At 41.8% G+C, this 15,043-nt stretch carries 12 protein-coding genes and 1 pseudogene; 9 read left to right on the top strand and 4 right to left on the bottom strand.

Annotated features, from left to right (window positions below; translation table 11 throughout):
• Window positions 1-30: 30 nt before the first annotated feature.
• The 3 genes from B0H50_RS09390 to B0H50_RS09380 are packed head-to-tail and all read right to left on the bottom strand — an operon-like array spanning window position 31 to window position 5,762.
• Window positions 31-3,474, bottom strand: coding sequence for an MFS transporter (locus B0H50_RS09390; protein ID WP_106199214.1), 3,444 nt, complete (start codon window positions 3,472-3,474; stop codon window positions 31-33).
• 21 nt (window positions 3,475-3,495) lie between these two features.
• Window positions 3,496-4,323, bottom strand: coding sequence for a hypothetical protein (locus B0H50_RS09385; RefSeq protein ID WP_106199212.1), 828 nt, complete (start codon window positions 4,321-4,323; stop codon window positions 3,496-3,498).
• A 53-nt stretch (window positions 4,324-4,376) separates the two neighbouring features.
• The gene (locus tag B0H50_RS09380) at window positions 4,377-5,762 is read right to left on the bottom strand and encodes an aminopeptidase P family protein (protein ID WP_106199210.1); all 1,386 of its coding nucleotides are present in this window, start codon (window positions 5,760-5,762) and stop codon (window positions 4,377-4,379) included.
• Window positions 5,763-5,851: 89 nt separating this feature from the next.
• Here B0H50_RS09380 and B0H50_RS09375 point away from each other — a divergent pair, with 89 nt between their 5' ends.
• Genes B0H50_RS09375 through B0H50_RS09365 form a run of 3 tightly spaced genes read left to right on the top strand, consistent with a single transcriptional unit; the run spans window position 5,852 to window position 9,396 of the window.
• On the top strand, window positions 5,852-6,160 hold the full coding sequence (locus B0H50_RS09375) for a hypothetical protein (protein ID WP_106199209.1): 309 nt from the start codon (window positions 5,852-5,854) through the stop codon (window positions 6,158-6,160).
• 3 nt (window positions 6,161-6,163) lie between these two features.
• Window positions 6,164-7,126 (top strand): PhoH family protein, encoded by a 963-nt coding sequence (locus B0H50_RS09370; protein WP_109587613.1) that lies wholly within the window; start codon window positions 6,164-6,166, stop codon window positions 7,124-7,126.
• Window positions 7,123-9,396 carry an HD family phosphohydrolase gene (locus B0H50_RS09365; RefSeq protein ID WP_106199205.1) on the top strand — a complete coding sequence of 758 codons (2,274 nt, stop codon included), beginning with the start codon at window positions 7,123-7,125 and terminating at the stop codon, window positions 9,394-9,396. Before B0H50_RS09370 ends, B0H50_RS09365 begins: the two co-directional genes overlap by 4 nt.
• A 36-nt stretch (window positions 9,397-9,432) precedes the next feature.
• On the opposite strand, the gene mutT is transcribed toward B0H50_RS09365, so the two are convergent.
• Window positions 9,433-9,819, bottom strand: coding sequence for an 8-oxo-dGTP diphosphatase MutT (gene mutT, locus B0H50_RS09360; RefSeq protein WP_106199203.1), 387 nt, complete (start codon window positions 9,817-9,819; stop codon window positions 9,433-9,435).
• Between the two features lie 90 nt (window positions 9,820-9,909).
• Between mutT and B0H50_RS09355 the strand changes: the two genes are divergently transcribed.
• The 6 genes and pseudogenes from B0H50_RS09355 (at window position 9,910) to B0H50_RS09335 (ending at window position 14,755) form a co-directional block, all read left to right on the top strand.
• Window positions 9,910-11,148 carry an AAA family ATPase gene (locus tag B0H50_RS09355; protein ID WP_106199201.1) on the top strand — a complete coding sequence of 413 codons (1,239 nt, stop codon included), beginning with the start codon at window positions 9,910-9,912 and terminating at the stop codon, window positions 11,146-11,148.
• Window positions 11,149-11,601: an RloB family protein gene (locus tag B0H50_RS09350; RefSeq protein WP_109587612.1), complete on the top strand. Its 453-nt coding sequence runs from the start codon at window positions 11,149-11,151 to the stop codon at window positions 11,599-11,601.
• Window positions 11,602-11,786: 185 nt separating this feature from the next.
• Window positions 11,787-11,963: a hypothetical protein gene (locus B0H50_RS13350; protein ID WP_158275900.1), complete on the top strand. Its 177-nt coding sequence runs from the start codon at window positions 11,787-11,789 to the stop codon at window positions 11,961-11,963.
• A gap of 118 nt (window positions 11,964-12,081) precedes the next feature.
• Window positions 12,082-12,714, top strand: a pseudogene (locus tag B0H50_RS09345) (NgoFVII family restriction endonuclease); the annotation flags it as partial.
• Between the two features lie 149 nt (window positions 12,715-12,863).
• Window positions 12,864-13,940, top strand: coding sequence for a DNA cytosine methyltransferase (locus B0H50_RS09340; protein WP_106199278.1), 1,077 nt, complete (start codon window positions 12,864-12,866; stop codon window positions 13,938-13,940).
• Window positions 13,940-14,755: an Eco47II family restriction endonuclease gene (locus B0H50_RS09335; RefSeq protein WP_106199194.1), complete on the top strand. Its 816-nt coding sequence runs from the start codon at window positions 13,940-13,942 to the stop codon at window positions 14,753-14,755. Before B0H50_RS09340 ends, B0H50_RS09335 begins: the two co-directional genes overlap by 1 nt.
• The last annotated feature ends 288 nt before the right edge of the window (window positions 14,756-15,043 follow it).

The raw sequence follows: 15,043 nt of genomic DNA, 5'->3' as shown, positions 1-15,043 counted from the left end.
AAATCCTTGGTTGCCCAGAACTTAGAAATGTTAAGCGTTTGCTAATTCAAGCGCGAGCTTCTTCGAAGCCTTGAAGTCTGCTTTGCCCGTTCCGAGTTTGGGAATCTGCGGAACTTTGAAAGCAAGGCCCGGCACCATAAGAGGCGGAATTCCCGACTTACGCAATGCGCGTAAAACATCGGCAGGTTCCATCTCGGCGCCCGAATACAAGAGCACGACGCATTCACCCTTTGCACTGTCAGGAATTGTCGTCACCATATAATCGAAGCCTTCCAAAATTTTTGTTTCATTGATGCGGATTTCAACTGCACCGAGTGAAATCATTTCGCCACCGAGTTTTGCGAATCGGCTGTAACGATCGACGATTGTTAAGAAACCATCTTCGTCTAAATGGCCTTTGTCGCCGGTACGGTACCAACGTCTACCATCCATTTCGATAATCGCATTCTTCGTATGTTCCGAATCTTTGAGGTAACCCTTCATCACTTGGCAGCCGCCGATAAGAATCATTCCGTCTTCGCCGATGGGCAATTCTTGATTCGTATCCGGATCCACGATTTTATAAAGAGTCCCGCAGAGAGGCATTCCCACCGTTCCCGGTTTGTTGTTCACCTGCATCGTTAAATAATCGTCGAGAAGAATGTTATCCAAATTGACCGATGCCACCGGCGCTGTTTCAGTGCAACCGTAGCCTTCGAAAATTTCCTTGCCGAATTTCAAACGGAATGCGGTAGAAATTTCGGGGCGAAGTTTTTCGGCGCCCGCGATAATCAAACGCAGATACTTAAAGCACATCGGATGCACCCAACGGTTCACCGTAAAGGCGCGCAAGAATGTCGGCGTTCCCACAAATGCAGTCACATGGAATTCGGCGCAAACGCGAGCCATCGTTTTCACATCGGTCGGGTCCGCGACGACGACGATTGGAATTCCTTCCAAGAGGCAAAGCAACACGTTCACCGTCAAACCAAACGAATGGAAAAGCGGAAGTTCTGCGAGCATCACGTCGGATTTGTTCGCATTATAAACGCAAGAAAGTTGCTGGCAATTTCCCACCATATTATAATGGGTAAGTTCAACTCCCTTCGGCGTGCCTTCGGTTCCCGAACTAAAGAGAATCGCTGCGGTATCCGAAAGTTTCACCTTTTTGAAATAGAAAAATTCGATGAGTTTTACCGGGAGAAGAATTCCCATAAACATGTGGAAAATCATCGCAGATTTCGGAATACTCTTGAGCACATCTTCGGCGTAGATGAGTTCGCACACTTGTGAAAGTACCGAGTAATCCGTTCCCTTTTGCTTCAAGCGTTCCAAGAAAACGCGACTCGTGATAATCGTTTTAATTTCTGCGCGTTCAATGCACTTTTCGACAATATCCGGCGCCGATGTATAATTCAAATTCACATTGATTTTTCCGCGGACCCAACCGGCGAGATTCGCAATGATTCCGCCCGCAGAAGGAGGCAGCATAATCCCCACATGCTTTTGCCCTGCTAAACGCTTTTTGAAAACGCGGCTAAACGCTAATGTGGCACAAAGCAATTTATAGCCCGAGAAATGCGCACCTTCGGGACTGTAAATCGAAGGTCCCGAACGCACAACGCGTTTGCACGCATAAAGCCAAGACGAAGCAATCGGCTTATAATATTTCAGCGAATTGCTCCACGCATCAATTGAAATTTCGCGGACAATGTTGCGGATTTTATTCGGCTCCGTTTCTTTCGGAAGCGGTTCGCCAAATGCTACAGTAATAATCCGAGTTAAAGTCGGGCCAAAGAGATGCGTATCGTTCGAATAAGCGTAACGGCTTCCCCAAAGTCCTTGAATGTAGAACGGAACGATAACGGTTTCCGTATCTTGAATCGCTTGAGAATAGTCCACGCGGAAAGGTCCGATAAACGGAGTTTTCGCAATTTCACCTTCGGGGAAGAGCACGACCGCTTCCCCATTTTTCAGCGCTTCGTGGATTTTTTCCATCGCTTCCGCTGTATTTTTCTTGTGAATGCGGATAATTCCCATGCGCTTTAAAATGCAGCGCAAATACCATTTTTCAAAGTGGTCTTTGTTACTTGCGATGCGCAGCGGACGCGGCGTCGCCATCTGAAGAACCGCCCAGTCAATAAAGCTAAAATGGTTGCCGAGAAGAAGCACCGGCCCTTCGTCGGGAATATTCTGCAGGCCCATAACCTTGAGTTTATACGGACTAAAGAATGTGCGGAGAAGTGAACGCAAAAGCGCCTGCGGCAAATGCTTTAACGAATACGCAAAACCGATAAACGAAAGAATTGCAAAGGCGATGAAGAAGCCCGGGAAAATCCAACTTTGATATTCGGGGAAAAATTTCTGCACATTATGCAGCACAATAGTTTCGAGTCCGAGGAAAGCGCCGAGAAGCACAATCTGAATCAAATTCGAAACGGCGAGAATGCGCCCCGAATTCGTCGGCGCCGTATTAAATTGCAAAAGAGCGTTTAATGTGACAAGGAACATTCCGCTGAATGTACCGACAAGGAAGAATGCAATATCAATCGCCACCTGCGAAGAAAGGAACGGCACGATGACTAAGCAAATCGAAGAACCGAGAGCGCCCATCGGCACAAGTCCGGTTTCGATAAATTCCCGCGAGGCGCGCGCCACAATCAACGAGCCCAAAAGAAGTCCGATGACCGCGAAGAAAATGCCGTTCTTAAAAAGCGCAATCGTTTCGTTTGACGCCGACGCTTGCTGCTGGAAAACCATCACAAAAATCTGCACGCCAATCCAGAAAATGGAAATGCCCACCATACAAGCGCGGACGGTCGGAATTTTCCAAGTATGCGCCAAATTCCGGAAGACCGAAGAACGTCTTGCCGACGCATAACCGCGGCGAACGCTCGGCACAAAGAAAGCGGCAACCGTTGAAAGTGCGCTAATTCCCATAAAAATCCACGGCCACGCAACCGTTTTTCCGAGGAATTCTTTGACCGTTAACGAACCTTCAAAAGCCGACTCCACCGAATCCAATCCGGGCACAAGAAGAGCCGCGAGCGCAAGCGCAATCACCGAAATAATTTGCAAAACTGCGTTTGCAAAGCCGAGCTGCTTTGTCCCGTACATTTCTTTCAAAATGCCGTATTTCGCAGGACTATGCACCGCAAAAGCCGAAGCCGTTAAAAGCGTAAAGAAAATCGCCAAGTTGTAAAATTTTAATGTGTAAAAAATGCCCGTTGCAATAAACGAAGCGGTGATGACGACCGACGTCCAAGCGAGCACGCGATTTTTCGGAAAGCGATTCGAGAAGAAACTCGCCGGAACGATCATGTAGATGAAAGGCAAGAGATAAAATGCTTGAAACCAAGCGCTCCAAAAGAGAAGCTCTCCGCCCTCGTAATGCGTTGAAAGAACTTTTTGCGTAAAGACAAAGTGCCCCATCACCGCGAAGGTGGTTCCAAAAATGGAAAGGAACAAGGGAAGCGTACCTTTAACATTCCACATGAGTCGTTATCCTTGAAAAAATCAGAAATTTATCTTGGCATCCATTCCAAGAGTAAAGCCGTAAGCCATCATCGCCGAAGAATTCGTGTACTTCCAAAGCGGAATGGAGAAGAACGGTTCCAAATCGATTTTACCGAGATTGATTGTCACCTTCGGTTGAATGGAGAAAGCCATCACGTAGCCAAAATCATCATCTTCGAGACTAAGGCCAGCTGCGCGAATCGTCCCCGGCGTATTGCTAATCCAAACAGACGAATTGGCAAAGAGGAATTCGAACGGGAAACCGACGCCGATGCGAATCATCCCAAAATTGATTTCCGGACGGAGAAGAATGAATAATTCATCCGCAGAATTATCGTTGAAATCCATGAAATACCAAGAATGTAAACGGATTCCGAAAGATTCCCAGTTGCCGAAGAAATTCGTTCCACCGAAGATAAGTGCGGGCGAAGGCTTTTCACCATTTCCTCCGTTATTTCCGAGAAGCTTTTTGGCACCCGCCGGGAAAACGAATTGCAAGAAACCAGCCGATGAAGGTCCGCCATATTTAAAGCCCACAATCGGTCCCCAGAAGCCTGTACCATCTTTCATACCGTCATCGCGGAACGGATAAGTGAAATTGAATTCAATGCCGCGGACTGGGCGCACACGAATCGTCGGAATCACATTCGTCTGCGTTTCTTCGTCTTCAAGATCCGATTTATCGCCATCATAATATTGGCTGTTGTAGAAATTGATGTTTCCATTCAATTCTACCTGAAACATTTTCTGGATGACGCCATATTCGTTTTCCCACGCAAAAGAAAGCGTTGTCAATGCGAACACAGCAAGGAGCAGGATTTTCTTCATCGGTTACCTCCAAAAAGGAATTTCTGCAAAAGATAATTAAATCCCGAGTCAGTTTACTTTTTCGGAGTCATCAATGCTTCGATTTCAGCGATTTCCCGCGGTAAATTTTTCGAAATATCTTCGCAGCCATTTTGGGTAATGAGCAAATCATTTTCGATGCGAATGCCGATATTTTCTGCGTAATGGACGCCGTTCAAATCGATTTCAAAATAGCCGTAAAGTCCGGGCTCATTCGAAATTAACATGCCGGGTTCTAATGGTTCATAGCGGTAAATTCTAACCGGATCGCCTTCGTGAATTTGTTCGCCGATTAAATGGCTGACGCCGTGCGGGCGCTTATCGTAAAGCAATTTGTATTTACCGCCAAGGCTCACAAAGCGTTCTTGCAAAGCTTTCAAAATAAAAAGCCAAACATTGGCATCTAATTTACACAAACACTCGCCCGGTTTGACTTGTTGCTGATGAAATTTTTGCGCATCGAGAACGATTTCATAAAGAATTTTTTGCAGTGCGTTAAATTTTCCATTGACAGGAATTGTCCGAGAAATATCGCTGTGCTGCGTCCCCGCGCGGATGCCAAAATCCATGAGCACCAATTTTCCATCTTGCAAAGGCTCATCGTTTTTCACATAATGTAAACAGCAAGCATTTTCACCGCACGCCATAATCGTTGGGAATGCTAAATCGCCGTCGCTTTGCACTTGCATTTTATAATTCAAGAAAAGCGCTGCATCGCGTTCTGTTTTGAAGGAATGAAAATTGCGCAAAAATTCTTCATACGCATTTTTCGTCCACTCTTGCGCCCGCCGCGAATCCGCAATCCGCATCGGATCGAGCACAGCACGTAGCATAAAATGCTTGAACGCAAGACTTTCAATTTGGCATTTGCCCTTAAATTTTCTCTTCAATTCCTGCGCAAATTTCCAGTTGTGATCGTCTTTCGTTTGAAACTTTTTATTCCTAAAGAAAAAGTCTAAATAAAACGCTTCCAATTTTGAAATGGATTTTTCTTCGACGATTTTCTTTAAATAATTCCAAAATTTACGTTTCGGAAGAATCGTTTTAAATCCCGTGAGTTTTTTAATTTCGTCTAATCCTTCTTCGGAATAAGCGACTTTAATTCCCGTCCAAAATTCGCGAAAGGCATCTTTTTCTTCTAAGAAAAGCACTTCCCTTTCCGCCGCATTTTCGGCCAACGGATTCAAAATTAAGCGGCAACCGGGCTCGTTTAATCCCGTTAAAAAAAGCATCGCCGGATCTTGCACCATTTTGTTTCCGATTTCTGTAAAAACTTCTTCGGAACCCGGATTGCGGTCCATTCCCGCAAAAATTCCCACCGTCTGCAATTTTTTGAGCATTTTTTGGCGACGAGAATGATACACTTTGGCGGCAGAATCATCCCCTGCCGGCGTGAGGAAAACCTGAGAATAGCGATTCATGGCCTTTAATCTAAATTTTTTAACATTCTTAGTTCAAAAAATCTATATATATTTCAACTGAACCCATTTTTTTGCATGGAGCTTTTACAATGTCTTTATCTAAACTCTGGAAACTCGCCCTCGCTTCTCTTTGTGCCCTTTCTTTGGCAGCTTGCGCAGGCTCGCGTCAAGGCGGTGATGAAATGAACGAAGATGGCTACACCGAAGAATCCGAAGGCGGCTCTGCTGCAAAGGCAAAGCAAGTTGACGAAGATGAATTGAAGAAAACTCAAGAAGCCGCAGTCAAAGCGACCGAAGAAAACCACGAACTCCGTCGTCAGATTTTCGAAGCCAAGACGAAACTCGGCATCTCGACTCAACCTGCCGCCGAAGAAGCTCCTGCGGAAAGCGCACAATAATTGATGGTTCAAGAAGTTCGTTACCCTCTTTCCGACGATTTTAAACGCATAATCGCCGGCGAAAATGAAACGGTTTTCCGCATGGTGGAAGACCGTTTTTCCGTTATCATCCACGCAAGACTTTCGGGACTTCGCATCGAAGCAAAAGGAAAGTCTGCCGATATTTCGGGTGCACTCGCATTGCTCGATCAATTAAAAATCGCAGCAAAAAACGGAACGTTCATTTCCCCAAAATATTTAGCGCGTCTTCTCGGCGAAGAAAAATCGCCGACGAAAAAATCCGCGAAAGCATTTATCCCTGCCGAGCCGATTTTCCGCAATAAACTCGGAATTCCCGTCGTTCCTAAAACCATTTCTCAAGCAGAACTCGTCAAAGTGTGCGAAAAGAATGACATTATTTTTGCCGATGGTCCTGCGGGAACAGGAAAAACATTTTTAGCGGTTGCGATTGCGGTTGCGAGTTTAGAGAATCACGAAGTCGAACGCATTTGTCTTGTGCGCCCTGCGGTCGAAGCGGGAGAATCCCTCGGGTATCTTCCCGGCGATTTGAAAGAAAAAATCGCCCCGTATCTGCGCCCGATTCAAGATAGTTTAGCGGAACTTCTTCCAAGTGAAAAACTGAAAAAATATCAAGAAGAAGGACAAATCGAAGTCGCTCCTCTCGCTTATATGCGCGGCCGCACTTTGAAGCACGCCTTTATCATTTTGGACGAAGCGCAGAATACGACGATTCCGCAAATGCAAATGTTCTTAACGCGTTTAGGGGAACATTCGAAAGCGATTATCACCGGCGATTCTTCGCAAATCGATCTCGGACCAAAGCAAGTTTCGGGACTCGCGCACGCGATTCGATTACTTTCAAAAGTCCGCGGCATTGCGCATATTTCGTTTCCGCCGACCGATGTGTTACGTCATCCTCTTGTCCGTGAAATTGTAAAAGCCTACGAATCCGGAGGCAAAAAATGAAAAATAAAACTCTCAAGTTGCACACTCTTTTCGGATGCCTCGTCATCATCGCTTTGGGAATTATTTTATTCCCCGATAAAGACCTCGCCCAAAAGTCCGAGGTGCCGCACTTGGGTCAAATCAGTCCGCGGACAATCGTTGCGCCCATTTCTTTTGAAGTGCCGAAATCCGAACAGGAAATCGCGGGCGAAAAAGCGCGTGCCGCTGCCAAAGTATATGCGGTTTTCGAATTCAATCACGACGAAACTGTCCGCATTCAAAATGATTTGAAGTCTTACCTTGCAAGCCTTTCGCGTTACGGAGCTTTGCAATCCGAAATTTCTGCCGCCGCCGATGATTCGTCAACGCAACTGAAAGTGCAGCAAGCTTCTCAGATTTTTCACAAATTAACTAATCGACTTTCCAATACAGCGGTGCAACAACTTTCGTCGAGCAAACGCGCCCGCGATTCTCTCGAAAGCGCTTTTAATCGCATGCTAGATCAAGGCGTTTCAAATACGCTACTCGCGACGAACAATACAAGCGTTCAACTTTTCCGCGACACTTACAACATTCAAGACGTCAACTTTTTGCCGTATTCCAAATCCGAAGTTTCCTTTGTCCGCGATAATGAAGAAAAGAAAATTGACGCTAGCCGCATTCAGCCGCGCGAACGCGCCATCGATGAAACCTTCACCGACTTGCAGCAATATTTTAAAAGTCAAGCGATGCAGAGCGCCTTCTACGAAGCGCTTTACGTTTTCACTCTCCCGAATGTTTTCTATTTGAAAAAAGAAACGGAGCACCGCCAAGAACTCGCCGAGAAGCAAGTCAATTCGTCAAAAGGCATGATTCCCCGCGGCATGGAATTGATTTCGCAAGGAGCAATCGTTACCAAAGATGTACTCGAACGTTTGGAAGCGATGCAAAATGCGATGCAAAAAGAAGAAGGTTCTAGACACTTTACCGCTGTTTACGGGCAAATTATTTTCATCGCCATTATCGTCGTTTTATTCTTCTTATACTTTTACTTTTTCCACGCACAAAATTTCCGCAACCGCAAAGAGCTTTGGTCGATAACCGCTCTCGCGGCACTTCAACTCGGTGCATTTGCTGCGATTCATCACTTCGGCGCTTACATTCAAGCGAATACGCCGACTCTTCCGAAAGACATTGACCTGATTTGGTTTTTCCCCTTTATCCTTTCGCCGGTGATTGCAACCGTTTTGCACAACCGCCAAATCGGAACATTATTCGCCGTATTTTCGGCGTCTTTCCTCGGCATTCTTTCGGGCTACGATCTTTCGACCGCGATTCTTTCTTTTGGAATTAGCTGGGCGGGCATTCACAATTTAAACAGCATCCGTTATCGTTCGCAATTTATTTGGAGCATTCTCGCGGCAATCGTCGCCTTTGCGCTTGCGCTTACGGTGCAACTGCTTTTGCGTAACCGTTTCCATTGGGAAATTATTTATCCGACTTTCCTTGCTGGCGTTATCAACATTGTCATTTGGAGCGCGGTTTCTTCGGTGCTTCTAATTCACCTTGCCGAACGCATTTTTGGCATTACCACCGACTTAACTCTCATGGAACTTTCGGACTTTAATCGTCCCATTCTCAAGAGACTTTCCAATCTTGCTCCGGGAACATTCCACCATTCGATTCAAGTGGCAAACTTAGCCGAAAAAGTCGCCGACGGAATTGGCGCCAATTCTCTTCTCGTTCGCACGATGGCGCTTTACCACGACATCGGCAAAACGATGCGCCCCGAATTTTTTACCGAAAACCAAAAGCAAGGAATTAACCCGCACAAAAATCTTCAGCCGCGCGAATCCGCAGATATTATTTTGAAACACGTTACCCAAGGTGCAGAACTCGCGAAAGAAAACAAACTTCCGACTGCGATTATCAACGGCATTTTGGAACATCACGGCACAAGCATCATTCAATACTTCTACCAAGAAGCGTTAAAGCAAGACGCTGCCACGCGCGTAGAAGATTTTACTTATCCGGGACCAAAACCGCAATCCAAAGAAACGGCGATTTTAATGCTCGCCGATGTCATCGAAGCATCGAGCCGCGCCATGTCCGAGCCGAACAGTGAAAAGCTCAACGCACTCGTCAACACGACGATTACCGCCCGCTTAAACGAAGGACAACTTTCGGAAAGCGGTCTCAATTTGCGCGACGTTACGCAGCTCACCAAAATCTTTTTGAAAAGTCTCGACGGCACCTATCACGTGCGCGTCAAATATCCGAAAGAAGCATTCGCAGCAGCTTACCGCAAATAACCGCAAGCCAATTTTTCCGCAGAGAATTTTAGGAAACTAAAATTCTCTTTTTATTTTCTTCACCACTTCGACATCTGCCGGGAGAAAATTCACCGAATTGAGTTCGGCAAGACTTAACCATTTCGCATTTTCGTGTTCGAGTAATTGCGGCGTGCCGCGTTGAATTTCGCAATAAAAACAATGCATCGTCAAGTGAAATTTCGGATAATCGTATTCGACGGTGCAAATAAAATCCTTTACCAAAATATCGATAGCGAGTTCTTCTTTTAATTCACGCACTAAAGCTTCTTCTGGCGTTTCGCCCGGCTCCAATTTTCCACCCGGAAATTCCCAGCCATCTTTAAATTCGCCATAACCGCGCTGAGTCGCAAAAAATTTTTCGCCATCACGAATAACGCCTGCCACAACTTCGATTGTTTTCATAGGGGGAAATATAAAAAAATGAGAGTCAAAAGTTGGATTTCAACAATTTAAGTTGTATATTTGTAATAATTCTACAAATAAGAGACTTTTATGCTTCTAAAAATTGAATTAGAAAACTTCTTTTCGATCAAAAATAAAATCTGCATAGACTTTCGAGCAGGAAATATCAATTCTGCACAATCTCGTGAACTTCAAGATAATGTCATCGAATGGAATCATCAAAAAGTCCTAAAAACAATCGGACTTTTCGGACCCAATGCTTCGGGAAAATCCAATATTATTAAAGCGATTCATTTTTGTTGCAGAACCATTTTAGAATCTCATCAATACAATGAAGGTGGCATGTTCAATTTTATGCCATTTAAATTTGATCATTTTGATTCAAAACCAAGTTCATTTTTCATTGACTTTGTCTGTGAAAATATTGAATACGAATATTCCTTTACTTTAAATCGCAGTCAAATTTTAACAGAATCCTTGTTTTATTTTCCAAATAATCGACGCGCAAAAATTTTTGTGCGAAATGAAAAAAATGAATATTCTTTTGGCAGCGTCACAATTCCTGCGGTAAAAGATGTTATCGAAAGCACAAGCAATGTCAATCTGTTTTTAAGCCGCGCAAATAACATGAACAGAGAATTTGCACAAAAAATTTATCGCTATTTTCTAAACACATTGATGCTCGGGTTAATTCCTTTAAACGATAAACTCGTCGAAGATTCATTTAGCAAATATAAAGAACTTATTTTAAAAGCATTAGCCATTTGCGATAGCGACATTTCTGATGTGAAATTAACTCATGAGAAAATTAAAATGCCTATCCCAAATATCGAAGAACAAATGAAAATTGCATTCAAAGAAGCGGAAATCGATTCCATTAAAATTGAAACATTTCATCAATTTAATGAAAAAATTTCATTTGATATTGAAACCGAAGAATCGAACGGAACAAAAAAATTATTTGCCGTATTGATTCGGCTCATCGATGTGGTAAAAAATCAAAAATCTTTAATGCTCGATGAATTTGATGCAAGCCTGCATACGCGCTTAGCCGATTTTATTCTTGATTTAATTCACGCTTCGTCAAAAGCTCAATTTTTATTTACTTCGCACAATACAAATTTGATCGATGTAAAACGACTGCGCAAAGATCAAATTGTTTTTGTCAATAAAAATAACGAAGGCGCTACAGATGTTTATTCTTTATATGATTATAAAGATTTTCGAGAAAATATGGATGCGCAAAAAGGATATTTGCAAGGGCGATTTGATGCCGTTCCTTATGTAGATTCTTCAGTTCAAACATTAAAAAATCTTTTGGGGGAATAAATGACTACAAGAAGAGAGGAGAGACCTGCAAAAAAAATGAAGCCGATGTTTCTTGTTTTTTGCGAAGGAGAAACAGAAGAAAAATATCTTGATTTTTTACGAAGAGAATATAAGTCTCCCATTAAAATTATTGTCAAAAAAGAAGGCGCTCGCATTTCACAACATTTAATTGATTCACGCAAAAAGGAATTAAAAATTTCCTCCCGAGATTGCGTAAAAACATTTTTGCTGTATGATTTAGATGTTGTTGCAATCAACCAAAAATTGAAAAATTGTAAAGCGACATTCCTTTGTAGTAATCCTTGTATTGAGTTATGGTTTTTACTGCATTGTAAAAATCAAAGCAGTTTTATTGGCTCTGTCAAGCCTTTTTATATAGCTGCGTGGTTATTTCCGAAAAACTGCGGTTCTGCTGCGGTTTTGACCTCGGCTCTGTCACACCAAACTGTATGATTACGGAAACGCTGCGGAAACCAAAAATGGCCAAAATAGCCTAAATTCTGCAATTCTGTAGTGAATAAACAGCTTCGGAGGGGCTTACGAAACCGACATTTTTTGCTATAACAACGGAACCGTATAAAATGACTTGACAGAGCCGTTTTATTCAGACAAATAAGTGCATCGATGAATTAACAAAAATGGGAAATGTTTGGCAAAATTATAAAAAGCCAAATCTTACAGAAACGCAAAAGAAATATTTGTGGGACAAAAAATTTGAAGCCTTAACTCGTGCAAAAATTTTAACCGAAGGAGCAAACCCATCGTCAGCGGTTTATAAAATTTTAGAACAGCTTGAAGAAAATAGGAACAAGTAAATTTTCCCAAGCGAAAAACGAGAAATCCATTTTCAAATTGAAGCGAAAAGTGTTTTTGTCAAATTCTGCCAAGAATTTATTATATCTTTTGAATCATGTTTTTAGATGAGGAATTTTTATGCTGCAAGCAGGCCTTTACGAACAAGTCGTCAATAAAAAATTGAGCGAAGAATTGGGGAAAATTTCGGAAGCAAGAAAATACGTAAAGCCCATCGACAAAGCAGAAGCCTCAAAAATTTTGGCGCAATATTTGGCAGAAGCCGTAGAAAAAGCGTTAAACGTCGTCGCCGAAAAGAATAAAGACGAAGAAAAATTAAAAGCGCAAATCGAGCTTTCGAATCAAATTATTGCGCTACTCAAAAATTCCGCCGACAAATCCAGTTCCCTTGAAATCGAATCCAAAGCAGAACAACTTTTAGCGGTTTTAAAAGAAAACGACCCGAAACTTGCCGCCGGGAAAAAAGCGAAAGATTTAATTCGCCCCGAAACTTCTGTCGCGCAAAGTTCCCTTTTCACAGGCGCTCTGCACGAGCCGCAAATGTTCAGCGAACTAAAAAAAGAAATCGCTTCCGCCGATAAAATTGACATACTCGTTTCTTTTATCAAATGGAGCGGCCTTCGCCTTTTCATCGATGAACTCAAAGAATTCTGCGACCACGGCGGAGAACTTCGCATTATCACAACTTCGTACATGGGCGCAACCGATGTCAAAGCGATTGAAGAACTCCAAACATTGACGAATGCGAAAATATTTTGAAATTTTGCCAAAATACTATTTAGACACTAGAATTAAACTTTTCTATTTTATACATATATGGAGGTTATGTGACTACAGTAACATCTCATCATACAAAAATTTCAAAGTTGCAAGAAACAGCAAATGTTTCTGTTATAAGTTCCATGAATAAAAATTTATCAGCAAATTCTCTTTCGCTAATTAAAACTACGAAAGATACGCATAAATTGCAAAAAAAATTTTCCTGCATTGAGCTTTTTGCTGGCGCAGGAGGATTAGCTTTAGGAATTGAAAAAGCAGGATTTAATGCATTAGGTCTTGTTGAGTTTGATAAAGATGCATCAGACACACTAAAAAAGAACCGTCCAAATTGGAGAGTTATTCATGATGATGTAAAAAATATTTCTTGCCTTAATTTACAGGAATATTTTGGAATAAAAAGAGGTGAATTAGATTTACTTTCCGGTGGAGCACCTTGCCAAAGTTTTTCTTACGCCGGAAAACGTTTAGGCTTAGAAGATGCTCGTGGAACTCTCTTTTATCATTATGCAAAATTTTTGGAACAGTTGCAGCCTAAAATGTTTTTATTTGAAAATGTAAAAGGCTTATTAAGCCATGATAAAGGGCGCACGTATAAAACGATTCTAGAAATTTTTGAAACTTGCGGATATAAAATTCAAAAACAGGTTTTAAATGCTTGGGATTATGGTGTTGCGCAAAAGAGAGAACGTCTTATTACAATTGGAATTAGAAATGATTTGATTGAAAAGACTCATTTTGAATTTCCAACTCCACATAAGTATAAACCTGTTCTAAGAGATATTCTCTTAGATTGCCCGAAAAGTGAAGGAACACCTTATTCTGCTTATAAGAAAAAAATTTTTGAAATGGTTCCTCCTGGTGGTTATTGGCGTGATATTCCAGAAGATATTGCGAAAGAATATATGAAAAGTTGCTGGAATATGGAAGGCGGGAGAACTGGAATTTTAAGAAGATTGAGCCTTGATGAGCCTTCTTTAACGGTTTTAACTTCCCCAAGTCAAAAGCAAACAGATCGCTGCCACCCATTAGAGGCAAGACCATTTACTATTCGTGAAAATGCAAGATGCCAAAGTTTTCCTGATAATTGGAAATTTTGTGGAAGCGTAGGACAGCAATACAAACAAGTTGGGAATGCTGTACCTGTAAATTTAGCATACGACATCGCCAAAAAAATAAAAGAAACATTGGAGGAATTATAATGTGGAATCTTAATTTTATTTCAGAAAATGACTTTAAAAAACATGTTGTCGAAACCATAAAAAAATATGGTGAGAAACTTGAATCATTTAATTTAAAGCGATTTAATAAAAATATTGTTGACCCTATCAAATTGATTTTTGACAAATCAGTTTATCAAATGTCGTGGGCTGAAATTATCAATAATGAAATTTTTAGACAACGAGATAAATCAAATAACAATGATATTGGATATTTCCATCAAAGGATTTTCCAATATATAAAAAATTGCCGAGTTCCACAAAATGGTGAAGAAGGCGGCTGGGATGTTATTTATGAAAATCCAAATGGAATTGAAATTCCAAATGCTGGCGTTGTTCACACAATTTATGTTGAAATGAAAAATAAACATAACACAATGAATTCAGCATCGGCAGGAAAAACATTTATTAAAATGCAATCTCAAATTTTAGATAATGACGATTGTGCCTGCTTTTTAGTTGAAGCGATTGCCCAACATTCACAAAATATTAAGTGGGAAACATCTGTTGATAAAAAGAAAGTTGGACACAAGCTCATTCGTAGAGTAAGTCTTGACCAATTTTATGCTATGATTACGGGGCAAAAAGACGCTTTTTATCAATTGTGCATGATATTACCTTCGGTTATAAATTCCGCAGTTCAAGAGCTCGATAATTCTCTTGTACCACACGACACTGTAATCGAAGAACTCCGAGTTTTATCAGAAAAAAAGAATTTTGGTAACCCAGATTTATCAATTGCAATGGCAATTTATATGCTTGGTTTCAGTGATTATGAGGGCTTTAAAAATTTATAACATTTAATCTTTTTGCTATTCTACTCCCTTCCCTACCGTTATCTTTAATCACATCTAATTAGTTGACCCTTAAAAAGTCACTTCGCGAGCGCAGGATAAGGAGGTTCGCCGTTTTTATTCACCCCTTCCCGGCAAAGGAAGCAACAGTACAGCCATTCCAACAGGACAAAAAAACGCCTCATGGCCCTCTTGAAGGTTCTGTCAAATAAACTGTGTCATTTAGTTTTTGTTAGCTAAAAAAAGAGCTTTGAAATTTCAAAATTGAAGAAGCGAAAAGCAAAATCAAAG

The sequence above is a fragment of the Hallerella porci genome (genome assembly GCF_003148885.1).
In the GTDB taxonomy this organism is placed as follows: domain Bacteria; phylum Fibrobacterota; class Fibrobacteria; order Fibrobacterales; family Fibrobacteraceae; genus Hallerella; species Hallerella porci.
This window is presented reverse-complemented; position numbering and strand designations above follow the sequence as displayed.